General features: G+C 56.7%; 19 protein-coding genes and 1 riboswitch. Of the genes, 7 read left to right on the top strand and 12 right to left on the bottom strand.

Annotated features, from left to right (window positions below):
* Positions 1-272: 272 nt before the first annotated feature.
* From HFD87_RS16695 to pgi, 5 genes are all read right to left on the bottom strand, one after another.
* The gene (locus HFD87_RS16695; protein ID WP_167423689.1) at positions 273-2,363 is read right to left on the bottom strand and encodes a YjbH domain-containing protein; all 2,091 of its coding nucleotides are present in this window, start codon (positions 2,361-2,363) and stop codon (positions 273-275) included.
* Positions 2,363-3,106: a capsule biosynthesis GfcC family protein gene (locus HFD87_RS16690; RefSeq protein ID WP_167423688.1), complete on the bottom strand. Its 744-nt coding sequence runs from the start codon at positions 3,104-3,106 to the stop codon at positions 2,363-2,365. Before HFD87_RS16690 ends, HFD87_RS16695 begins: the two co-directional genes overlap by 1 nt.
* Positions 3,103-3,750, bottom strand: a complete 648-nt coding sequence (locus tag HFD87_RS16685) for a YjbF family lipoprotein (RefSeq protein WP_010672200.1) — start codon at positions 3,748-3,750, stop codon at positions 3,103-3,105. Before HFD87_RS16685 ends, HFD87_RS16690 begins: the two co-directional genes overlap by 4 nt.
* 197 nt (positions 3,751-3,947) lie before the next feature.
* Entirely contained in the window at positions 3,948-4,196 is a 249-nt protein-coding gene (yjbE, locus tag HFD87_RS16680; RefSeq protein WP_010252668.1) for an exopolysaccharide production protein YjbE, read from the bottom strand.
* A 565-nt stretch (positions 4,197-4,761) separates the two neighbouring features.
* Positions 4,762-6,408 (bottom strand): glucose-6-phosphate isomerase, encoded by a 1,647-nt coding sequence (pgi, locus tag HFD87_RS16675; RefSeq protein ID WP_010672201.1) that lies wholly within the window; start codon positions 6,406-6,408, stop codon positions 4,762-4,764.
* Positions 6,409-6,799: 391 nt separating this feature from the next.
* A riboswitch (Lysine riboswitch) is annotated at positions 6,800-6,992 on the top strand.
* 113 nt (positions 6,993-7,105) lie between these two features.
* Here pgi and lysC point away from each other — a divergent pair.
* The 3 genes from lysC (at position 7,106) to panS (ending at position 10,492) form a co-directional block, all read left to right on the top strand.
* Complete coding sequence (gene lysC / locus HFD87_RS16670; RefSeq protein ID WP_022625207.1) at positions 7,106-8,458, top strand: lysine-sensitive aspartokinase 3; 1,353 nt, start codon at positions 7,106-7,108, stop codon at positions 8,456-8,458.
* A gap of 240 nt (positions 8,459-8,698) precedes the next feature.
* On the top strand, positions 8,699-9,391 hold the full coding sequence (gene aqpZ / locus HFD87_RS16665) for an aquaporin Z (RefSeq protein ID WP_010672203.1): 693 nt from the start codon (positions 8,699-8,701) through the stop codon (positions 9,389-9,391).
* 183 nt (positions 9,392-9,574) lie between these two features.
* Positions 9,575-10,492, top strand: a complete 918-nt coding sequence (gene panS / locus HFD87_RS16660) for a ketopantoate/pantoate/pantothenate transporter PanS (RefSeq protein ID WP_022625209.1) — start codon at positions 9,575-9,577, stop codon at positions 10,490-10,492.
* Positions 10,493-10,587: 95 nt separating this feature from the next.
* On the opposite strand, the gene HFD87_RS16655 is transcribed toward panS, so the two are convergent.
* The 6 genes from HFD87_RS16655 to HFD87_RS16630 form a co-directional block, all read right to left on the bottom strand.
* A complete protein-coding gene (locus HFD87_RS16655) occupies positions 10,588-12,213 on the bottom strand; it encodes a Na/Pi cotransporter family protein (RefSeq protein ID WP_010672204.1) in 1,626 nt (541 codons plus the stop codon).
* A gap of 108 nt (positions 12,214-12,321) precedes the next feature.
* Positions 12,322-13,314, bottom strand: coding sequence for an ABC transporter ATP-binding protein (locus HFD87_RS16650; RefSeq protein WP_010252646.1), 993 nt, complete (start codon positions 13,312-13,314; stop codon positions 12,322-12,324).
* 2 nt (positions 13,315-13,316) lie between these two features.
* Positions 13,317-14,102 carry an ABC transporter permease gene (locus tag HFD87_RS16645; RefSeq protein WP_031593877.1) on the bottom strand — a complete coding sequence of 262 codons (786 nt, stop codon included), beginning with the start codon at positions 14,100-14,102 and terminating at the stop codon, positions 13,317-13,319.
* Positions 14,103-14,113: 11 nt separating this feature from the next.
* Positions 14,114-14,959, bottom strand: coding sequence for an ABC transporter permease subunit (locus HFD87_RS16640; protein ID WP_033759520.1), 846 nt, complete (start codon positions 14,957-14,959; stop codon positions 14,114-14,116).
* Positions 14,956-15,768 (bottom strand): alkaline phosphatase family protein, encoded by an 813-nt coding sequence (locus tag HFD87_RS16635; RefSeq protein ID WP_045140868.1) that lies wholly within the window; start codon positions 15,766-15,768, stop codon positions 14,956-14,958. The genes HFD87_RS16640 and HFD87_RS16635 overlap by 4 nt, the downstream gene beginning before the upstream one ends.
* Before the next feature lie 20 nt (positions 15,769-15,788).
* Positions 15,789-16,850 (bottom strand): ABC transporter substrate-binding protein, encoded by a 1,062-nt coding sequence (locus tag HFD87_RS16630; protein ID WP_010252250.1) that lies wholly within the window; start codon positions 16,848-16,850, stop codon positions 15,789-15,791.
* Between the two features lie 206 nt (positions 16,851-17,056).
* Here HFD87_RS16630 and HFD87_RS16625 point away from each other — a divergent pair, with 206 nt between their 5' ends.
* The 4 genes from HFD87_RS16625 (at position 17,057) to ubiA (ending at position 19,740) form a co-directional block, all read left to right on the top strand.
* Positions 17,057-17,764: a UTRA domain-containing protein gene (locus tag HFD87_RS16625; RefSeq protein ID WP_181955687.1), complete on the top strand. Its 708-nt coding sequence runs from the start codon at positions 17,057-17,059 to the stop codon at positions 17,762-17,764.
* A 71-nt stretch (positions 17,765-17,835) separates the two neighbouring features.
* On the top strand, positions 17,836-18,246 hold the full coding sequence (psiE, locus tag HFD87_RS16620; protein ID WP_010252246.1) for a phosphate-starvation-inducible protein PsiE: 411 nt from the start codon (positions 17,836-17,838) through the stop codon (positions 18,244-18,246).
* Between the two features lie 86 nt (positions 18,247-18,332).
* A complete protein-coding gene (gene ubiC / locus HFD87_RS16615; RefSeq protein ID WP_010252243.1) occupies positions 18,333-18,845 on the top strand; it encodes a chorismate lyase in 513 nt (170 codons plus the stop codon).
* Between the two features lie 10 nt (positions 18,846-18,855).
* Positions 18,856-19,740 carry a 4-hydroxybenzoate octaprenyltransferase gene (ubiA, locus tag HFD87_RS16610; protein WP_022625214.1) on the top strand — a complete coding sequence of 295 codons (885 nt, stop codon included), beginning with the start codon at positions 18,856-18,858 and terminating at the stop codon, positions 19,738-19,740.
* A 63-nt stretch (positions 19,741-19,803) separates the two neighbouring features.
* On the opposite strand, the gene plsB is transcribed toward ubiA, so the two are convergent.
* Positions 19,804-22,227 (bottom strand): glycerol-3-phosphate 1-O-acyltransferase PlsB, encoded by a 2,424-nt coding sequence (gene plsB, locus HFD87_RS16605; protein ID WP_167423700.1) that lies wholly within the window; start codon positions 22,225-22,227, stop codon positions 19,804-19,806.
* Positions 22,228-22,306 lie beyond the last annotated feature (79 nt).

The following is a 22,306-nucleotide window of genomic DNA, read 5'->3' as shown; positions in this document are numbered from 1 at the left end:
GGGCCGCTTCAGACTGCTGACAAATCCAGCTCCGGTTAAATCTGGCAGCAATAATGAAGAAACTCAACGCGCAGGGAACCCGGTCAGAGGAGGAAAGCGTCCCGCGCCAGGGACGGCGCGGGCCGAGCGGCCAGGGATGGCATTAGCGCCTTTCCGATCTGACCGGGTTCCCTGAGCAGGCGCGATCTCATTGCTATGCTTTGCTTCAGGTGTATGCTCCCTGAGCCTGCTTTCTGTTAACCGCATGAAACGGCCCTGAGGCCGCCATCTGCTTAGTTAAAGCGCGCGTCGCGATCGGACGTCAGATCATACAGCTGGTACTTGCGACCCAGCATCTGACCGCCATCACGCGTCAGCGGCACCCAGTTCACCTGCGCGCGACCGCGCGTTGGCGTCACAGTGAACAGATCCATTGGGATGGAGATATAGAAGCCTTTGGTGAAGTCGCCTTCGCCATACTCTTCAGACGAGACGTTGGTTTTGGTGGCATAGACACCCACCATCACGCCGCTGTCGAAGCGCTTCGACACATCGACCGTCACGCCTTTATCTTTCGCCAGATACTGACCGACGCTGGTTTTCACCAGTACATCCTGCATGAACCATGGACGCCAGTAACCCGTCAGGTTGCCGGTTGAGGTTTTGTAGCGATTGAACTGCATCATGTTGTCCCAGTCACGCTGACGGACATAGTTGGCATCGACGCCCACCGCCCAGTTCGCATCGACCGGACGATAGAGCAACTCGCCACCCACGCCGCCATACATCGTCTCCAGGTACCCGCCGTAAACCTGACCATAGAAGCCGTTACCGAGGTGGCCCATATAGTTCGCCTGCAGATCGTTGACGTAGACGTTGTTCTCAACGTAGTCGCGGATATGGGTACGCACGCGCGGAAGCGAAGAGTCCGCCGGTGCGCCGTTGTAGTTGAACTTGTCGTAGTTGTTGGCGAGGTTACCAAACAGACTACCGCCCACCAGCAGGTGATCCGTCAGCCAGTAATCAGCGCTGGCCATCACGCCGACCTGATACATATAGAAGCTTTCCGGGCCGCCCACCGACTGATTCAGCACCGGCGACAGACTGTAGTTCAGGCGATCCTGACGGATAAACATCCCCTGCTCAGTGGTACCCGGATCGACCGGTTCTTTGCGGGTCTGTTGCAGTGGCTGCTCATGGCCCAGCGGATAGCCTTCCAGATTGTTACGCAGGCTGGCGACCTGCGTCTCAGTCGTCACCTGTGGCATGTTAAAGCGCGACTCGGTGACATTGATGGTGTCGATGCCGTCAGGCAGGTGGTTCATGATGATGCGGTTCGCACGATCCACCCCTTCACGGGTATCGCGATACTTCGTCTGCTCGCCTGACACATAGATCGTGTGACCCTGAGTCTGAATACGCGGACCATCAAGACCGGCATTGTATTTCAGATCGGTCAGCTGAGTGCCCACCACCGTCGGCTCCAGCAACTTAGGTTGCGGCTGCGGATTGTAGGAAGGCTTCTCGCTGTCGATGTGCGCCTGACGCAGATCGTTGAAGTTGGTGCGAATGGTGACACCAAACATAAAGGTGTTACCGCGTTCGTAGCTGGCGTTGATGTCAGCCCAGTCGGTTACGCGATAAATCGCGCCGACGTTGAGCTTGCTGCGCTGCTCAAGGCGGCCAGCAAAGTCATTCTGGTAGTCGTTGCCCTCATACTCCATTTTAAGGCGCAGCGGCTGCCAGGGCGTCTGATACTCCACGCCGCCAAACAGCGCCGTCGGACCGTGGAACATCTGCGAGCCGTTGATTGAACCCGCTTCGCCCACCTGCGGACGCTGGCAATAGCTGTCGCTGTATGAGCAGAAGGGGTTCTTCACGGTGCCGCTATTGCCGAGATAGCCCCAGCCAAGCCCCAGGGTAAAGTCGAACGGTCCCCATGCTTTGGTCGCCACCAGGTATTCGCTGTCGAACAGACCGGTACCGCCCAGATCGCGGGTTCCCACCGCCACTTCCGGCAGCCAGAAGCCCTCCTGCCACAGACGGAGTTTCAGGTCGAAGGCTTTATCTTTATAGCTCTGCGTGCCGCTGAATTCTGAGACCGCACTGTACTGACGGGTGCGCACGTCGGTATACCGCACCGTGGTCTCCAGCCAGGGAAAGAGCTGCAGTGACGCGGAGTAGTATCGGTACTGATCGTTGTCGCGCGCGTTGAGGCTGAACTCGCCCTCTTTGGCCATGCGCGCCGTCGGCACCTGCATCAGACCCACGCCGCCGAAATCGGATTGTGAAGGGCCCACCGGCTCGGGCCAGGTGTCAGCCTGCGCCTGACAGGCTGCCGCCACGGAAACAGCCAACAGGCTGAAGAGATAACGTTTTTTCATCAGTCTGGTATCCGGTGAGTCAGTACGGAAAGGATGCCTTCATTAAGGTCTTCATAGCTGCCTGGCAGGCTCCATGACGAAAAGCCGAGCCAGATAATGCTGCCTGGCTCCACTTCCGCGTGGCGATGATTCCAGTAGGCAACCGGCACCTGCTGTGTGGCGCCTGAAGGTGCAATCACGGTGACAAAATTGCGTTCTGCCCCGGAGAGTGCGTCATGACCATCCAGATAGTCGCGTACTGATTTACCCGGCTGCCAGCTCACTTTGCCTGCGCCGCTCAGCACGCCGAGCAGCAGTACAGAATCTGAGGGGGCCTGCAGATAGAGGTCATAGCTGCCTTCCAGCCGACGGTTGTCAGCCGGATGCAGACGGATCCAGTCCGGGTCGAGCGACGTGAACTGGCGACCTGCTACTTTGATGGCGCTCAGCTGGCGGATCACCTCATCAATGGCCGCCGCCCGATCGCCGCTGCTGTCGGCACGCCAGGCACGTAACGCGCCCAGCGTCTGTTGATAGTGCTGCTGTGCCACTGCGCTGGCGCCGCGCTCGGCAATAAAGGTCGCACGCCAGTCAGTGTTGACCTGCAGTGGAGGCAGAGTCACCAGCTGGGAGAGATCCGCGACCTGGCTCAGCTCAGCCTGACCGCCGTTGTGCGGTGCATGAACGATAACCTGCGCAGTTGCCTGCGCTTCTGCGGCGCTGAACAGGCTCAGCCCGGCCAGCAAAAAAGTGATTTTTTTCATGATTTCGCCGGCTTCAGAATAGTGATATCTACAGGGAAGGCGTCTGCCGCCAGCATCTGATGGGCCTGCACCACATCGCCGCTGCTGTTATCGATCCAGAAGGTGTTTTCCCACTCGCGGTTACTGCTGTCGATGCTCACCTGCTCATGCCAGACGCGGCACGGAATGCGGTTGCCCGCCACGGTCAGGACTTCGTCGGTGCCGCGCTGGAAGGTTGAACGCACAGTCGCGCCGCGAACCTTGCCCTGTTCGGTCCACTGCACGATGCGGGTCCAGCCTGCGCCGTTGCTGATATGCAGGCTGTCAGCGAGCGGATCCTGTTGCAGATTGCTGACGCTCAGCAGGTTATCCGGCAAGCCCAGGGTTTTAACCAGGCGGCCATGCTGTGTCACCAGCATCGCCTGATCCTGTGTCACCCATTTCTGCTGACCTTTCTCGTTGTAGCCGAGCACCACAAAAATGCGCGGACCTTCATTCAGGCGAGCATAGAGACTGGCATAGGGAAGATTATTGACCTGTTGATCGGTAACGGTCACGTCGTCCGGACCGTTAACCGCAAGCAGCAGAGTCTGTTCAAGACCTTTTTGCGTTTGTGTACAGGCCTGCAGCAGCAGGCAAGCGAGCAGCAGAGGAAGTTGGCGCACTGTGTGTCCCTGATAAGTCATGCCAAAGTAAAAAATAACCACACAGGCGTGTGGTTATGTTTAAAGGTGCTCTGCCCGTCCCGTTCCGGCTGCAGAAATACAGGTTACGTGGCTCAGCATCCTCACTCACCGAAGTCAGTGGTTCAGCCTCTGCCCGTTTGCTGCAGATCAGCAATCAGACGGGGGTCGGGCATCCATCAACGAGTGGTGCTCGTCGTGGTCGTGGTTGTTGTACCGGTATTTGCACCGTCACCACCGCCAGAAGCGGCAATGCCGAGCCCGACCAGCGCGCCAAGTGCACCGATACCCACAGCGGTCGACGTGCCAGCAGAGATTGCTCCCGCCTGCGCGCCAGCTGCGGTACCAGCTTCTTCCGGCGCAGCAAATGCGCTGGAAGAGACGGCAACGAAGATCAAGGCTGCACCGGCAACCATAGTTTTTTTCATAACAGCGTTTCCTGCATTGAGTGAATGAAGGATCTCTGTCCGCTGAGGTTGCAACGCAGTCAGACTGCGGCAAAATCGACGGACAGTCCCATTGCGGGCGCGTTCAGTATAGGGCAACAAAATACCAGAGTTCAGCACCGGAAAAACCAGGGTGAATAGCGGGGTGGGCGCGTGATTTAATTAGCTGGATTGGGGATAACTACTTTTTATATCGGAATATTTCGGGCTGATGCCAGATATTTCGCTACTGGCGAATCAATTGCAAAGCGGAATGTTCTTTTTTATTAATATCTGGTACGGAATAAGAATAATCAGAATTTACTCAGGATTGCTGAAACTGAATATGATTATGAATCAATAGCTAACAATAGAGATTGCCCCATTTCAGGACCATTTTATACTTTATGCTGGCCCGTTAAGTGTATCGATGTTCAGAATTATCTTAGGTTATTTTAAGACTTTTCCCTGACAACCCATGCTCTCCGACGATATAAACAGCCCATTCAGATGTAAAAACAGACAAAAAAAGGGCAGCAAAGTGGCCGCCCGATGAAATTAACGCCGATTAACGCCAGGATTTATAGCGGTTAATTAAGGCATTAGTGGAGCTGTCGTGAGTGGTAACTTCGTCCTCATTTTCCAGTTCCGGCAGAATACGGTTCGCCAGCTGCTTACCTAATTCCACACCCCACTGATCGAAAGTGAAGATATTCAGGATGGCACCCTGAGTGAAGATTTTGTGCTCATACAGGGCAATCAGTGCGCCCAGGCTGTAAGGGGTAATCTCACGCAGCAGAATGGAGTTAGTCGGGCGGTTACCTTCAAACACCTTGAACGGCACGATATGGGCTACAGACTCTGCAGATTTACCGGCATCGGTAAACTCTTTCTCTACGACGTCGCGTGACTTACCAAACGCCAGCGCTTCAGTCTGGGCAAAGAAGTTAGAGAGCAGCTTCGGATGGTGATCCGCGAGCGCATTATGGGTAATGGCCGGCGCAATAAAGTCGCACGGAACCAGCTTGGTACCCTGGTGGATCAGCTGATAAAACGCGTGCTGACCGTTGGTGCCAGGTTCGCCCCAGATGATGGGGCCAGTCTGGTAGTCCACCGGATGACCGGCACGATCCACATACTTGCCGTTTGACTCCATATTGCCCTGCTGGAAATAGGCGGCAAAGCGGTGCATGTACTGGTCGTAAGGCAGAATCGCTTCGGTTTCAGCACCAAAGAAATTGTTGTACCAGATGCCAATCAGTGCCAGCAGCACCGGCAGGTTCTGCTCAGCCGGCGCAGAGGCGAAGTGCTGGTCCATGGCATGTGCGCCGCTCAGCAGCTGCTCGAAGTTATCGAAACCAATCGAGAGAATGATCGACAGGCCGATCGCTGACCACAGTGAATAGCGGCCGCCAACCCAGTCCCAGAATTCAAACATGTTGTTGGTGTCGATACCAAATTCGCCCACCGCTTTGGCGTTGGTCGACAGCGCAGCAAAGTGTTTCGCTACGTGCTGCTGGTCGCCTGCCGTTTTCAGGAACCAGTCGCGCGCGCTGTGGGCGTTGGTCATGGTTTCCTGGGTGGTGAAGGTTTTCGATGCCACCAGGAACAGGGTGGTTTCCGGGCTGAGATCTTTCAGCGTTTCGGCGATGTGGGTGCCGTCAACGTTAGAAACAAAATGCATGTTCAGATGGTTTTTGTACGGGCGCAGCGCTTCAGTCACCATAAACGGGCCGAGGTCAGAGCCGCCGATACCGATATTCACCACGTCGGTGATCGCTTTACCGGTATAGCCTTTCCATTCGCCGCTGATGATGCGCTCAGAGAAGCCTTTCATCTTATCCAGCACCGCGTTGACCTCTGGCATCACATCTTTGCCATCCACCAGAATCGGCGTGTTACTCCGGTTACGCAGCGCGACGTGCAGCACCGCACGATCTTCGGTGCGGTTAATCTTCTCACCCGAGAACATAGACTTAATGGCACCGCTCAGGTCGGTCTCTTTGGCCAGCGCCTGTAACTTATCGAGGGTTTCCTGGGTGATGCGGTTTTTGGAGAAATCCACCAGCATCTGATCATCAAAGGTGGCAGAGAATTTGGCAAAACGATCGGCATCCTGGGCGAACAGATCGGCAATTTCTACCGACTTCATCTGCTCAAAATGCTGTTGCAGCGCTTTCCAGGCTGCGGTTTGTGTCGGATTGATATTTTTCATGGCAACACTCTTGTTGATATTAAGAACCGTCATTCCATCGGAGGCACATCATGCCCGTTTAGCGTTTCAGTATGACCACAGTTGTAACTGAAAGGAAAAATTTTGTCAGCGCGCGCCGGACAGGCGATCTGAACGCCGCTGTTTATCGCCAGCATTCACTGGCGCGAACAGCCAGCGGACCGCAGAGGCAACGCGCGGTAAAGTGTGACGCGAAAGTCTGCGCAAAACGTTGTGCCGTATCAGGGATTGCTGCATGGGCTGAACCCATTAAGCACTGTAGCCGCTGCGACGCAGAGTCATTTGTTTTCTGATGCGGCGCTCCGGGCATCGCTGACATTGACAGCAGGTCCAGAAAAGGCTAGATCTATGCGCCTACTTGCGCACCTGTGCGCAAGCCAGAAGAGGCGCGTCGCCCAGGCAGTGTGTTGGAGGAACCGTATCCGGTGAAAACACATGATGGGGAGCGACGCCGAGGTGGGTCAGCACGCGGTGTGCTGCCTGTCGGCTACAGGGGCTGAATCCTCTGGGTTGTCACCAGAAACGTCTGCAGTCGACGTTTCGCAAGGTGGGGCGCTTCTGGGTGACTCGTCTATCCGATCTTGTCCGCCCGTTTCTGCTCTTTCCTTGTGCCTGGCTGAAAGAATGTTTCTCGACCCTTTCATCGGCGAGAACAAGATAACCTGACACGAGGTCCTACATGTCTCAAACACTGATAGTGGCAAAATTCGGCGGCACCAGCGTAGCCGATTTTGAAGCGATGAACCGCAGCGCCGATGTGGTGTTGCAGGACGCCAGCACGCGTCTGGTGGTGCTCTCTGCTTCGGCGGGCATTACTAATCTGCTGGTTGCGCTGGCTGAAGGCCAGCAGGCTCCTCAGCGCGCTGTGCTGCTTGATGATATCCGCCGTATCCAGTACGCCATTGTTGATCGCCTGCAGCGTCCGGAAGTGATCCGCGATGAAATTGATCGGATGATCGACAATATCAGCATGCTTTCCGAAGCCGCCTCACTGGCAACCTCGAATGCCCTGACCGATGAACTGGTCAGCCACGGTGAGCTGATGTCATCACTGCTGTTTGTGGAAATTCTGCGTGAACGCCAGGTTAATGCGGAGTGGTTCGATGTCCGCAAGGTAATGCGTACCGACGATCATTTTGGCCGGGCAGTACCGGATGTACAGGTGCTGGCGGAGCAGGCGACGGCGCAGTTACAGCCGCGCATTGAGCAGGCATTGGTCATTACTCAGGGGTTCATCGGCAGTGAAAGCGAAGGGCGCACCACCACCCTGGGTCGCGGCGGCAGTGATTACACCGCCGCGCTGCTGGGCGAAGCGCTGAATGCGGCGCGTGTGGATATCTGGACGGATGTGCCGGGCATCTACACCACCGATCCGCGCGTGGTGCCGACGGCGAAGCGTATTGATGAAATTACTTTTGAAGAAGCCGCTGAAATGGCGACGTTCGGTGCGAAAGTGCTGCACCCGGCGACGCTGCTTCCCGCCGTACGCCGGGGTATTCCGGTATTCGTCGGTTCCAGCAAGGATCCGGCAGCCGGTGGGACCCGCGTCTGCAATGAAACCCGCAACCCGCCGCTGTTTCGGGCGCTGGCGCTACGCCGTAAGCAGACGCTGTTAACGCTGCACAGCCTTAACATGCTGCATACGTTTGGTTTTCTTGCTGAACTCTTCAATATTCTGGCGCGTCATAACGTCTCGGTTGACCTGATCACCACCTCCGAAGTGAGCGTGGCGCTTACGCTCGACACCACCGGATCGACCTCAACCAGTGCCAGCCTGCTGACCCAGGCTTTACTGACTGAACTCTCGTCGCTGTGCCGGGTTGAAGTGGAAGAAGATCTGGCGCTGGTGGCGATTATCGGCAACCAGCTGTCAAAAGCGTGCGGCGTCGGCAAAGAGGTGTTTGGTGTGCTCGACCCGTTCAACCTGCGGATGATTTGCTACGGTGCCAGCAGCTACAACCTCTGCTTCCTGGTACCGGGCAACGATGCTGAAAGCGTGGTACGTACGCTGCATCGTAATCTGTTCGAGTAAACTTCTCTGCCATTCAGGCCGCGTCAGCGCGGCCTGAAAAACGGCAAGAATGGTTCATATCTCCCTCATTACTCCCCAGCACGCGACTTCCGATAAATCCCCTTAATACATAAAGTTACATTCTGTTATTGCCAAATGGCAACCCCTTTCTCTGCGCATTTCGTGCACCTGCATTGCGCTCCCTTTCCGCAGATTTATAATCCCGCCGCTGAATCAATTCACCCAAATTTAGGAAATATCATGAAAAGGTTAGTCGCAGAGGCGCTGGGTACCTTCGTGCTGGTGGCCGGCGGTTGTGGAAGTGCCGTGCTGTCAGCTGCGTTCCCGGAGCTGGGCATTGGCTTCATGGGCGTGGCGCTGGCTTTCGGGCTGAGCGTGCTGGTCATGGCGTATGCGGTCGGTCACATCTCAGGCGGGCACTTTAACCCGGCGGTGACCCTGGGATTAGTGGCAGGCGGACGTTTTCCCGCGTCTCAGGCTATCCCTTACATCATCGCGCAACTGGCTGGCGGCATTGCCGCTGGCGCGGTGCTCTATCTGATCGCCAGCGGTAAAGGCGACTTCAGTGCAGCGGCCAGCGGCTTTGCGGCGAATGGCTACGGTGAACACTCGCCGGGCGGCTTCAGCCTGCAGTCAGGTATGATCGCCGAAGGAGTGATGACCGCTATCTTCCTGATTGTGATCATGGGTGCCACCAGCGAACGTGCGCCGAAAGGCTTTGCACCTATTGCGATTGGCCTGGCGTTAACCCTGATTCATCTGATCAGCATTCCGGTGACGAATACCTCGGTTAACCCGGCACGCAGCACCGCGGCAGCCCTGTTCCAGGGTGACTGGGCGATCTCTCAGCTGTGGATGTTCTGGTTAATGCCGATTATCGGTGCCGTGATTGGTGGTTTGATCTACCGCGGTTTAGAGGAAAAAGCAGCGTAATTTCGTCAATAATCAGCGGATCGGCAGCAGTCGATCCGCATTTTCCCGCCTCGACCCATCTTCGCCTTACGCCATGATAATGAAATGTTATGATCCGGCCTTCGTCACGGCAGTCGTTCCTGCATGATGACTCTCTATGGCAAATCTGCATAAAACATAACATTCTTATAAGGAAGTCTGGCTATGCTCGCCACGTTAACCCGCCTGTTCCCGCTCTGGGCCGTGCTGTTGTCTGTCGCCGCTTATTACACTCCAGGTACGTTTCTCGGCATCGGACCCTGGGTCACTTATCTGCTGATGCTGATTATGTTCGGCATGGGTGTGACCCTGAATATCGACGATTTTAAACGGGTCCTGACCCGACCTGCGCCGGTGATTGCCGGAACCTTTCTGCACTATCTGGTGATGCCGTTAGCCGCCTGGGGGCTGGCAAAACTGTTTCATATGCCGCCAGATCTGGCTGCCGGTATGATTCTGGTCGGCTCAGTTGCCAGCGGCACCGCCAGCAACGTCATGATCTATCTGGCGAAGGGGGATGTGGCGCTGTCGGTGACGATCTCGTCAGTCTCTGCGCTGGTGGGTGTATTCGCCACGCCGCTGTTAACCCGCTTTTATGTTGATACCCACATTCAGGTTGATGTGGCTGGCATGCTGCTGAGCATCGTGAAGATCGTCGTGATCCCCATCTCCCTGGGACTGATCATTCATCACAGCATGAACAGCGTGGTTCGCCGGGTGGAACCCTGGCTGCCTGCGTTTTCGATGGTCTGTATTCTGCTGATCATCAGTGCGGTGGTGGCGGGCAGTCAGGCCTTTATTGGATCGGTGGGTCTGATGGTGATCGCGGCGGTGATCCTGCATAACGCGATTGGCCTGCTTGGCGGCTACTGGGGCGGTAAGCTGTTTGGCTTCGATGAGTCAACCTGCCGTACCCTGGCGCTGGAGGTCGGCATGCAAAATTCCGGTCTGGCGGCGACGCTGGGCAAACTCTACTTCTCACCGCTGGCGGCATTGCCAGGCGCGCTGTTCTCGGTTTGGCACAACCTGTCAGGTTCACTGCTGGCGGGTTACTGGTCAGGAAAGCCGATTAAGAAGAAGTAACAGTGGCGGCGCATTATTGCACTGCGCCGCATCTCACTGCTGCCGCGCCGGACGATCGCCGCTCCGGCGCGGCAGGTTATTCACTCCGCTCAGTTTTATTCATAGTCACGTTCATCGTCGGGCTGTTCCAGCACCGTGTAGGCCACACTACAAAACAGTGAATTCAGGCGCTTCATGTCGCCCAGTAAACCGAGATGCAGCGAACTGGTCTCAATACTCTGCACGTTCTTCTGGTGCAGGCGGTCAACATGCGCATGAGAGTAGCGGCGGATCATCAGACGGAAGCGATGTTTAGCGCGGCGCAGACGTTTAGCACTGGTGATATCGTGTGACAGAAACACCGACAGACTCATTCTGAGGTTAGCGATCAGCAGCTCATGCAGCTCCTGCAGCTCTTTTAATCCCTCGGCAGAGAACGCGCGGCCCGCTGCCAGTGACTTGTCAGCGACATCGCCGCTCATCCGCTCAATGATGTCCCCGGCCTGCTCCAGATTTAGTGACATTTCAATGATTTCGCCCCAGCGACGCGAGTCCTCTTCGGGGAGGTCCTCTTTTGGCATCCGCGCCAGATAGAGTTTGATGGCGGTATAGAGCACATCGACATCATCATCCAGCCTGCGCACAGTGCGTTCCTCGCGGGATTCGCCATGTACCACCTTATTAAACGCCTCCAGCATCTGCTCCAGCACGTCGCCCATGCGCAACGCTTCGCGGGCGGCATTCACCAGCGCCAGCGCCGGCGTATCCAGCGCGCTGCGATCGAGGTGCTTCGGCTTGAGGTGCAGCGCGTTATCCACGTCGTCGGCAATCATACGGCGACAGAGGCGCGCCATCAGGTCAGCAAACGGCACCATCGCCACGCAGCGGATCAGGTTGTAAAACACATGGAAGAAAATCACTAACTCTTCATCGTTGACCGGCAGCTTATCCAGCCACTCCGCCACAATATCGACAAACGGCAGGATGAACACGCAGCCGATCAGCTTGAACAGCAGGCTGCCGAGCGCCACGCGCTTGCCCGCGGCATTCGAGCCGCTGGCGTTGATCATCGCCAGCAGGCCGCTACCGAGATTGGCACCAATCACCAGACAGAGCGCCACCTTGAACGAAATCACGCCGGTGGCGGTGAGCGTCGCGGTGATCAGCACCGCGGCCAGGCTGGAGTAACTGATGATGGCGAACACCGCACCCAGCAGCGCATCGAGCATCACGTCGCCGGTCAGGCTGGAGAAAAGCACCTGGACACCGGCGGCCTGGGTAATCGGGCGAGCCGCTTCGACAATCAGCTGCAGCGCCAGCAATATCAGGCCCAGGCCGATACTGGCCCGGCCTAACTGACCCGCACGGGTCTGCTTGCGGCTGAGGAAGAACACCACGCCAAAGAAGATAAACAGCGGTGAGAGCCAGGAGAGATCAAACGTCAGGATACGCGCCATAATCGCGGTGCCGACATCCGCACCAAGAATCACCACCAGCGCGGGCGTCAGGCTGACCAGATTCTGCGCCACAAAAGAGGTCACCAGCAGCGTGGTGGCGTTGCTGCTCTGCACCAGCGTGGTCACGCCAATGCCCGCCAGAAACGCCATCGGTTTTTTTTCTATGCTGCGACTCAGGACGCGGCGCAGATCGGCACCGTAGACCCGCATGATGCCGGTTCGTACGATATGCGTGCCCCAGACCAGCAGGGCCACCGCAGAGAGTAAATTAAGCAGGGTTAACACGTGGTGTCGCTCCTCGAATGTCAGGCTCAAAGCACAGACTGCCAGCCTGACGGAAGAGAGCAATCTGTGAAGGGGATTGCCGTGCTATGCGTGATTTTTTCCTGTGTTTTAAGCCACCTGGCGCAAAGTCGACATCTCCAATTGTAGACCAATCTTCCTGCCAGCGGGATGCAAATCCGCCGCCGATCGGTTAAGCACATCAACCGAAAGTTCCACATCATGCGCCCGGATACGATAGCGGATCACGTTGCCCAGCAGGCTGTGGCTGAGGATTTCCGCAGGAATGCCCTGGCCCGGCGCGGTGAACAGCATTGATTCCGGGCGAATGGCCACCTGGCTGTGGAAAGGCTGACCGGTCAGTCGCGTCGCCTGCTCAGCGCTCAGCAGGTTGTAGTTGCCAATAAATCCGGCGGCGAAGAGATCGACCGGTTGGGTATAGAGCGCTTCGGCATCGCCATTCTGCACGATTTTGCCCCGGTTCATCAGCACGATACGATCGGATAGCGTCAGCGCCTCCTCCTGATCGTGGGTGACGAACAGGGTGGTGAGATTCAGCTCGCGCTGGATGCGCCGGATTTGATCGCGCAGATGGCGGCGAATACGCGCATCCAGCGCCGACAGCGGTTCATCCAGCAGCAGCAGACGCGGACGCGTCACCAGCGAACGTGCCAGTGCCACGCGCTGACACTGCCCGCCTGACAACTGGTGCGGATAACGGCGTGCATAATCATTGAGTTCAACCAGCTCCAGCACCTCCAGCACCCGCTGGCGAATCTGCGCTTCGGGCAGTTTCTGCATCTTCAGGCCAAATGCGACGTTCTTCTCTACCGTCATGTTGGGAAACAGCGCATAGCTCTGAAACACCATACCGATGGCGCGCTTCTGCGGGGCCAGCGGCACGATATCTTTGCCCTCCAGCCTGATTTCACCGCTGTCGACGCCGGTTAATCCCGCCAGACAACGCAGCAGCGTCGATTTACCGCAGCCGCTGGGGCCGAGCAGGGTGACAAATTCCCCTTCAGCGGCGCTGAAATCGATCTGCTCAAAAATGGGCGTGGGTCCATAGGACTTGTTCAGCTCTCTGACCTCAAGGTAACTCATATTCAGCCTCGTTCGGGATTCAGGGCGTTGGCCAGCCAGGTAACCAGCAGCACCACAAAGAAGTAGGAGATCACCAGCGCGCTGGTGAAGTGACCGCTGCCGTTACGCATGTTGAAGAGGTAAACCTGCAGGGTTTCATAGCGGTTGCCGACCAGCAGGTTAGCGAAGACAAATTCGCCAATCAGGAAGGAGAAAGAGAGCAGCACGGCAATCAACATCCCTTTGCGCAGATTTGGCAGCACGACCCACAGCGCCGCCTGCCAGGTGCTGGCACCCAGCAACTGCGCGGCATCAATCAGCTCTTTGAGGTTGATCGCCTGCATATTGTTCGCCAGCGCCCGGTAGATAAAGGGTAACGCGATAGTGAAATAACAGCCGATTAAGATCCACGGCGTGCCGGTCAGCATCAGCGGTGACGAAGAGTAGAGTTGCAGTAATCCCACTGACGACACCACCGGCGGCACGGCGAAAGGCATCAGGATCAGGACGTTCATCACCGCATCCAGTCGAGGAAAATAGTAAGCGATTACAAACATGGCAGGCAGCACCAGCACCAGCGAGAACAGAAGCGCACCCAGGCAAATCAGCAGCGAATGGCCCAGCGCCGTCAGAAATCGCGGGTCGCTCCAGAGCTGGATGAACCACTTCAGGCTATAGCCCTGTGGCAGAATGGTGTTACTCCAGTCTGACGACAGTGCATAAAGCAGTGTGGCCAGTAAAGGCAGTGCCAGCAGGGTAAAGAGTAACCCGACCATTATCCGGTGATAGAGGTGCTCAGCACGTGACATGGCGGCTCCTTTCATGGCTGTTTCGCATTGAGATAGCTACGGCGCACCAGATACTGCTGCACCAGGGTGATCAGCGCCATAATCGCCACCAGCAGCATCGCCAGCGCGCTACCGGTGTTGGGATCCAGCGAGATATCGCCGGAGACCAGCGCGGCAATACGCACCGGCACCACGTTGAAATTACCCGTGGTCAGGGCATAAATCGTGGCGTAAGCGCCCAGCGCATTCGCCAGCAGGATCACAAAGGTCCCGAGCAGCGCCGGAAACAGAATCGGCAGGCCGATATGCCACCAGTAGTGCCAGCGGCTGGCACCCAGCAGCGCAGCGGACTCCTGCCACTCTTTTTTCAGCCCGTCGAACGCCGGGTAGAGCAGCAGCACGCCCAGCGGGATCTGGAACCAGGTGTAGACCAGCACCATGCCGTTGCGCGAGAAGAGTCTGAAGCTCTCAATCAGACCATAATGGCGCAACAGCAATGTCAGGCAGCCGTTCAGCCCCAGCAGAATCACAAAGGCAAACGCCAGCGGGACACCGGCAAAGTTGCTGGTCATGTTGGTAAAAGCGATGAGAAAGCGCTGCAGTCGCCCGCCGCCGAGCTGATGCAGTGAATAGCCGGTGACCAGTGCAATCAGTAAGCCGTAGACGCTTGACCAGAGTGAAATATCCAGCGAAAAACGAAACGCCTGCTGGTAGAAGGGCGAGGTGAGAATGTCCTGATAGTTATCCCAGCCCCACTGGCTGTTCATCTCACTCCAGAAGCTGTTAATGGCGATCCACAACAGCGGTGCCAGCTGAAAGGCGACCCAGAACAGGGTGAACGGTAACAGCAGCAGCAGCGCGACTCCTTTTCCTCTCATCTCTTCGACTCCGCCAGCAGGCCGCGACAGACCGGCTTGTCATGCGCCACCTCAAGCAGTTCACACAGCGTGCCGCACAGATCGGTCTGCTGCGGTGCCAGGTCAGGCTGCAGCGAGAAAGCCCGGCCAAAGACAAACAGCGGCACCGTGGTCTCTTCCGGCAGAATGCCGCCGTGGGAGCGATCGTCATTCATGCCGTGATCGGCGGTCACCATCACCTGATAGCCCTCAGCCAGCCACAAGGGCATCCACTGCGACAGCAGGCCGTCGGCGATGCGTGCCCGGTTGCGGTACTGTGGCGAGGAGAGGCCCGATTTATGACCGGCATCGTCGATATTCATCGGGTGGATTAGCAGAAAATCGGGATCGTGACGCAGCCGCAGGCTTTCTGCATCTTCAAACAGATGCGAGTCGGGATAGCTATCGTCAGAATAAAAATGGCCATACTGAATGGGCAGGTCCGGCGCGTCAGTGTGACGATCGCGCGCCGGAACGAACGGCGTTCGGTTATAAAGCTCACTCACCCAGTGGTAGGCCGCCGCCGCAGTCGTCAGTCCCGCCGCTCGCGCAAAGTGAAAGATGCTACGCTCGCGGCTTAACCGGCTGACGCCATTATGAATAATGCCGCTTCTGACCGGCGGAACACCGGTCAGAATGCACTCATAAAGCGGGCGTGACAGCGAGGGTAACTCACAGGTCATACGGTAATAAAATCCGTTGCCCTGCGAACATTCGGCATGCAGGTAACCCATTGCATGTTGTGCGACCTGATTGCTCAGGCCGTCCAGCACTACCAAAATGGTCTTCATTCCGTTCTCCCTGCCGCGAATTACTGCTGCATGTTGATGATGACGTTTTCCTGCCACAGGCGCGGCAGCATTTTCGACGATTTATCCCAGGCAGCCTGATCCTTCACCGGACGGGCATTTTTATATTCAGATTGCGGCAGCAGGCGAGCCTGGACGTCCGCTGGCAGCGTCAGATGTTCAGCACGGATAGGACGGGCATAGCCTTTCGCCAGATTGATCTGTCCCTGGTCTGAGAAGATATATTCGCGCGTCAGTTTTGCGGCGTTAGGGTGTTTCGCATATTTGTTGATGACGGTGGTGTAGCCGGAGGTCACGGAGCCATCAGACGGGATCACCACTTCGTAGCGGTTTTTGTCGATCTGGTCCCGGTAGTTAAGGGCGTTAAAGTCCCACACCACCGCCATCTGCACTTCGCCTTTTTCGATATTGGCAATCACCGGATCGGTAACGCCAAGACGACCCTGTTTGGCCAGATCGGCAAAGAAAGCCAGCGCCGGTTTCAGGTTCTTCTCATCGCCACCTAAGGCGTAGTTTGCCGCCAGTACGCCGTTAGCCGCCTGAGCTGCCACGCCGACGTCACCGATAGTAACCACATACTTACCTTTTTTCAGATCGGCCCAGCTGTGGGGGATATCTTTAACCTGCTGCTTGTCGATCAGGAAGGCGATGGTGCCGGTATAGGCCAGCGCCCAGTGACCATCTTTATCTTTTGCCCAGGCCGGAATCTGATCCCAGTGAGTGGGTTTATAGGGCTGGGTCACACCTTTAGCGACAGCGATCGGGCCAAAGGCGGCACCCACGTCACCGATGTCAGCGCTGGCGTTCTCTTTCTCTGCATCGAATTTCGCCAGCTCCTGCGCTGATGACATATCGGTATCGCTGTGCTTAAGGCCATATTTGCTGCTGATGTCGTTCCAGGTGTCTTTCCAGTTAGCCCAGCTATCCGGCATGCCGACGCTGTTGACCTGGCCTTCACTGCGTGCCGCTTTTTCCAGGGCGGCAAGGTCGTTATCGGCGGCCTGCGCAACGGGCAGGGTGAGCACTACAGCACTGGCTACTACAGAGGCGATAAACGCTTTCATCTCAGTTGCTCCGGGTGTAAGTTGATGGGCCTGGCTGGTCTAGTCCAGCAAGAACCGAGCCAATGTAGCCCCTGTATATGAACGATTTATGACAGGGCGGCGCTGTGCGGGGGATGGGTGATGAAAGATGTGACCCGTTCGCCTGTCACAGGTGCGTTTACCTGAACAGTAAGAGTGCGGAGTCGCACCAAAATGAGGCTACTGTTGTGGAGTCGATAGCACTCAAAACGGCGGATGCGATCGCCAGCGTCCTGCTGACGCGCATTCATGCCGGAGAGTTCAGCGCCGGGCGACTGCCGGCGGAGCGTGCCTTAAGCGAGGCGTTCAGCACGACCCGGATTACCCTGCGGGAAGCACTGGGCAAGCTGGAAGCCCAGGGAATGATCTACCGGGAACTGCGTCGCGGCTGGTTTATCGCACCGCCGCGGCTGATCTATAACCCGCTGCATCACAGCCACTTTCATGCCATGGCAATGGAGCAGGGACGGCAGGCGGCCACCGAGGTCATCGCCGCCGAACAGGTCGCGGCGCACGACAGCGTGGCGACGGCGCTGCGGCTGGCATCCGGTTCGGCGGTGTACTGCATCCGCCGTTTGCGGCGCATCGACGGGCGTGCGGTGCTCTATGTTGAACACTACCTCAATCCGCGTTTTTTTCCTGGTCTGCTTGATGAAGATTTGACCCGCTCACTGACCGATCTCTATGACCAGCGCTACGGCATTCGTTACGGCGGCGCGCGCTTCACCATCCTGCCCGGCCCGCTGCCGGAGGTCGCCGCACCCATGCTGAATGTGGCACCGGGCAGCCCCGGTTTGTTGATCACCCGCATCAATCGCAACCAGCAAAAAGAGGTGATTGATTGCGACTGTGAATACTGGCGTTACGATGCGCTCTGTGTTGATGTAGAGGCCTGAGGAGTTATTGTGATTTGCGTCACACTCGCGCATGATACCGCGCGCTAACAACTCCTTTTTTAAGGCGCAACATGAGTGACAAAAATCCTTTGGCCCGCCACCTTGCAACGGTACTGCAATGGGTGCTGAATCTGGGTCTGCTGAGTCTGGCGATCATCCTGATCGTCTTTTTAGGCAAAGAAACTATCCATCTGGCAAACGTGCTGTTTAACACCAGCGAGCAGTCATCCTCCTATCTGTTGATTGAGGGGATTGTCATTTATTTCCTCTACTTCGAATTTATTGCGTTGATTGTTAAGTACTTTCAGTCGGGATATCACTTTCCGCTGCGCTATTTTGTCTATATCGGTATCACGGCAATTATCCGCCTGATTATCGTCGACCATAAAAATCCCTTCGATACGCTCTGTTACTCTGCGGCGATTCTGATTCTGGTAATCACTCTGTGGCTGGCAAACAGCAACCGCCTGAAACGCGAGTAATCTCCCTGCCGTCTGTCATGACGGCAGGTGTTCGCATCGCGTCTCTGCGCTAAACTAGCGTCCTGAAAATTATTGGGAGTGGTGCTATGTCGCAAGACGCGCTCAGCTTATTACGTGCGCTCAACTGGCTTTCTCCGTCGCAGGCAACCCTTGCGCCGCCATTGCTCGACTGGCTGATGGAGGAGGATTCAATGACGCGCCGTTTTGAACAACATTGTCAGCGGGTCACGGTTCAGCCGCTGCGTGAAGGCTTTATCGACGCCAGCGAGTTGGGTGATGAAAAGGGCTTGTTGCCAGACGATCAACGCTTCTGGCTGCGTGAAGTGTTGCTGTTCGGCGACGATCAGCCCTGGCTGGCTGGCCGTACGCTGGTGCCGGAAAGCACCCTTAACGGGCCAGAAGCGATGCTGCAGCAGCTGGGCACCCGGCCGCTGGGTCGCTATCTCTTCTCCTCTTCAACGCTGACCCGCGATTTTATTGAGCCGGGGCAGGTGGAGGGATTGTGGGGACGACGTTCACGCCTGCGTCTCTCCGGCAAACCGCTGCTGCTGACTGAACTATTTTTACCGGCATCGCCGCTCTATCGCGATCTGGTCTGAGGATCCTGTGGTGCAAAATAGCTTAAGTATAAATAAATGGCGGGCCTACACGCGCCTGATGCGTATCGATAAGCCGATCGGTACGCTGCTGCTGATGTGGCCAACGCTCTGGGCATTATGGCTGGCTGACATGGCGATCCCGCCGCTGCCGGTGCTGGCGGTGTTTGTTGCCGGTGTCATCGTGATGCGTGCAGCTGGTTGTGTGATCAATGACTACGCCGATCGCAAAGTAGACGGTCATGTCGAACGCACGAAGCATCGGCCACTGGCCAGCGGCGCGGTGAGTGCAAAAGAGGCTAAGTTGCTGTTCGTGATCCTAGCTCTGGCGGCTTTTGCGCTGGTGCTGACCATGAACATGATGACGATTATGCTCTCAGTGGTGGGGCTGGCGCTGGCCTGGGTCTATCCCTTTATGAAGCGTTATACCCACCTGCCGCAGGTAGTGCTGGGTGCCGCCTTTGGCTGGGCCATTCCCATGGCATGGTCCGCAGTTAGTGAGTCCTTACCTCTGGTCTGCTGGCTGGTATTCATCGCCAACATCTGCTGGACAGTCGCCTATGACACTCAGTATGCGATGGTGGATCGGGATGATGACCTGAAGATTGGCGTGAAGTCGACCGCGATTCTCTTTGGCCGTTTCGACAAGCTGATCATTGGTCTGCTGCAACTGGCGACGCTGCTACTGATGGCGCTGGTTGGCCTCATGCTGCATCTGAACAGCGCCTTCTACTGGACGCTCTTGCTGGCCGCCGCGCTGTTTGTTTATCAACAGAAGTTGATCGCCGGACGCGAGCGGCAACCCTGTTTCCAGGCTTTTCTCAATAACAACTATGTCGGAATGGTGCTGTTCCTCGGTGTGCTGATGAACACCCCGCCGTTCAGCCAGCTGTTCTGACAGGGGATTCAGGCACAAAAAAGGCGACCTCATGAGGTCGCCTTTTTACTATGCGCGCTGGGGTCAGTCGTGCGCCACAGCGGTTTCAATCGTCATACGGACATCGCTGGTGACCAGGTCTGCCAGCATATGCCAGGTCGCCAGGGTCTGCGCAACATCGGCATCACCGCTGTCGCTGATATACCCTTCATCGCGCAGGGTCAGGACCAGTGAGGTAAAGACCGCTTTGTCGAAGAATTCCGGGGCATTGATACCGTGCAGCACCGACAGACGCTGTGCCAGCGTCCGGCTCTCTTTTTCCAGCGTGCCGCGGTTAATCGCCGGCTTGGCGCTGAGAATGGAGAACGTAATAGCATAGCGCTGCAGTGTTTCACGCACACCGGCGGCCAGCAGTTGCAGCGTGCGATAGCGAGCTGAGGAAAAGCGCAATTCGCCAGCTTCGAGCGTAATCAGGCCCTGGCGCGCCAGCTCCTGACTCAGTTCGGTCAGCAGTTGCGGCAGTTCATCGGTCTGCCAGCGCAGGAACAGCTCACTCTTCAGCATCGGGTAGATCAGGCTCACCTGACGCAGCAGTTCTGCTTCGCTCAGCGTTTGATGTTGCTGAACAATGGCGGCAATCAGCGACGGCATCACCAGCATGTGATGAATATTGTTGCGATAGTAGGTCATCAGCACCGCCTGCTCACGCGGCAGAATGATGATGTCGCCAATGCTGTCCTTTTCACTCTCAAACTTATTCATACCCATGGCGTGATCCAGCAGCGCTTCCGCTGAAAGATCGGGTACGGTCGCATTTGGCGAGTAAGGTACGTTGCGCAGCAACTGGGTGTAGCACTCCAGTTGTTCAATCAGCTGTTCACGGGTTAGTGAGCGCTGACGTGACGCCAGCAGGGCGGTGACACAGAGGTTCATGGCGTTAGCCGCGCCCGCTTCATTGATACGCACCATCAGGCTGGCAGCAATATCGTTGACGGTTGGGGTTAACCAGCTGGGACGCTGCGGCTCAATCGGATCGATGGCATCGCGCCATTCCGGCACCCGCTTATTGAGATAGTTGACCAGCGGCAGGGGTTCGCCAAAGTTCACGTAACCCTGACCGAGATTGCGCAGCTTGCGTAAGCCGCGCACCATCTGCATGAAGCCCTCTTTCTCTTTCGCCGCGCCGCGCAGTTCTTTAGCGTAAGTGCCCACTTCCATCACGTGCTCATAGCCGATATAGATCGGCACCAGCGTGATCGGGCGATTTCCGCCACGCAGCATCGCCTGCAGCGTCATGGCTAAGGTGCCGGTTTTAGGGTCCAGCAGGCGACCGGTTCGTGAACGGCCTCCTTCGACAAAGTACTCAACCGAATAGCCGCGGGTGAACAGCTCGCCGAGATATTCGCGGAATACCGTGGCGTAGAGCTTATTGCCTTTAAAGGTACGACGAATAAAGAAAGCGCCCAGACGACGGAAAATCGGGCCGGCTGGCCAGAAGTTGAGATTGATACCGGCTGCGATATGCGGCGGCACCAGTCCCTGATGATAGAGCACATAGGAGAGCAGCAGATAATCCATGTGGCTGCGATGGCACGGCACATAGACAATCTCGTGGCCATCCTGCGCCAGCTGGCGGACTTTTTCGCCGCCATTGACGTTGATGCCCTGATAGAGCCGACTCCAGAGCCAGCCCATCACGCGGTCAGTTACGCGGATGGCTTCATAGGAGAAGTTTGCTGCAATCTCCTCCATCATCTCGACGGCATTCTGCTGCGCTTTCTCATGGGAGATTTTTTTGCTGCGAGCTTCATCCTCTACGGCTTTTTCAATCGCTTTGGATTGCAGCAGACGAGTAAACAGGTCCTGACGCGCCGGCAAGCGCGGGCCAATCGCCGCCAGCCGCTGGCGGGCAAAATGAATGCGCGCCACGCGAGCCAGCTTCTGGGCGATCGACTGATCCGTACCGTGTTCAGTTGCCATGCGGCGCAGCGACACCGTCGGCGAGAAGCGGACAAAACTGTCGCGCCCGTGCCAGATAACGGCAAAGAACTTCTGCACCCCGTTCAGCACCCGCAGGTGTGGCGTTGCTTCGCCCTGGACTTCACGTCCTGGTGCGCGGCCAAACATCACCGTGACCGGCAGCATCTGAATATCCAGCTTAGGGTTATTGCGATGCAGGTCCAGGTAATCGTGAAAGATTTTCACGGATTCAACGCTGGGCACAAAATAGGGGAAGACGCGTGGGCCATTGTGGATAAAGACGTGGCGCGGCAGCAGAGAACCATCAATCTCCAGCGGAGTGAGCGGGTCGGGCAGATGATGCCGCAGACACTGTGCGCGTAAAGTCAGTAAGTCGGCCTTCGAATCGTAAGGCAAAACATACATAATAGGTCGGGTCGGATCCAGACCATGTTCAGACACGGGATCGGCCGGAATGGCCTTACTTTTTACCAAAAACGACAGTGGTAAATTAAGCAGTTTGTAATAGAGTTTACGCCAACCTGACATAGACAACATGAAGCCTCTTGTTAGCAAAGCGCCGCAAGCATACCAGAAAGCGCAGCGAAGATCTGTGGTGGTGCCAATT

This window comes from Pantoea sp. EKM21T, assembly GCF_011800405.1.
In the GTDB taxonomy this organism is placed as follows: domain Bacteria; phylum Pseudomonadota; class Gammaproteobacteria; order Enterobacterales; family Enterobacteriaceae; genus Pantoea; species Pantoea agglomerans.
The sequence above is the reverse complement of the archived record's forward strand: the minus strand, read 5'-3'. Positions and strand labels throughout refer to the sequence as shown.

What these genes read in the sequence shown, in the direction of transcription:
- HFD87_RS16695 (WP_167423689.1), bottom strand. Translation starts at nt 2,363, where the DNA reads ATGAAAAAACGTTATCTCTTCAGCCTGTTGGCTGTTTCCGTGGCGGCA.
- HFD87_RS16690 (WP_167423688.1), bottom strand. Translation starts at nt 3,106, where the DNA reads ATGAAAAAAATCACTTTTTTGCTGGCCGGGCTGAGCCTGTTCAGCGCC.
- yjbE (WP_010252668.1), bottom strand. Translation starts at nt 4,196, where the DNA reads ATGAAAAAAACTATGGTTGCCGGTGCAGCCTTGATCTTCGTTGCCGTC.
- pgi (WP_010672201.1), bottom strand. Translation starts at nt 6,408, where the DNA reads ATGAAAAATATCAATCCGACACAAACCGCAGCCTGGAAAGCGCTGCAA.
- lysC (WP_022625207.1), top strand. Translation starts at nt 7,106, where the DNA reads ATGTCTCAAACACTGATAGTGGCAAAATTCGGCGGCACCAGCGTAGCC.
- aqpZ (WP_010672203.1), top strand. Translation starts at nt 8,699, where the DNA reads ATGAAAAGGTTAGTCGCAGAGGCGCTGGGTACCTTCGTGCTGGTGGCC.
- panS (WP_022625209.1), top strand. Translation starts at nt 9,575, where the DNA reads ATGCTCGCCACGTTAACCCGCCTGTTCCCGCTCTGGGCCGTGCTGTTG.
- HFD87_RS16650 (WP_010252646.1), bottom strand. Translation starts at nt 13,314, where the DNA reads ATGAGTTACCTTGAGGTCAGAGAGCTGAACAAGTCCTATGGACCCACG.
- HFD87_RS16645 (WP_031593877.1), bottom strand. Translation starts at nt 14,102, where the DNA reads ATGTCACGTGCTGAGCACCTCTATCACCGGATAATGGTCGGGTTACTC.
- HFD87_RS16640 (WP_033759520.1), bottom strand. Translation starts at nt 14,959, where the DNA reads ATGAGAGGAAAAGGAGTCGCGCTGCTGCTGCTGTTACCGTTCACCCTG.
- HFD87_RS16635 (WP_045140868.1), bottom strand. Translation starts at nt 15,768, where the DNA reads ATGAAGACCATTTTGGTAGTGCTGGACGGCCTGAGCAATCAGGTCGCA.
- HFD87_RS16630 (WP_010252250.1), bottom strand. Translation starts at nt 16,850, where the DNA reads ATGAAAGCGTTTATCGCCTCTGTAGTAGCCAGTGCTGTAGTGCTCACC.
- psiE (WP_010252246.1), top strand. Translation starts at nt 17,836, where the DNA reads ATGAGTGACAAAAATCCTTTGGCCCGCCACCTTGCAACGGTACTGCAA.
- ubiC (WP_010252243.1), top strand. Translation starts at nt 18,333, where the DNA reads ATGTCGCAAGACGCGCTCAGCTTATTACGTGCGCTCAACTGGCTTTCT.
- plsB (WP_167423700.1), bottom strand. Translation starts at nt 22,227, where the DNA reads ATGTCAGGTTGGCGTAAACTCTATTACAAACTGCTTAATTTACCACTG.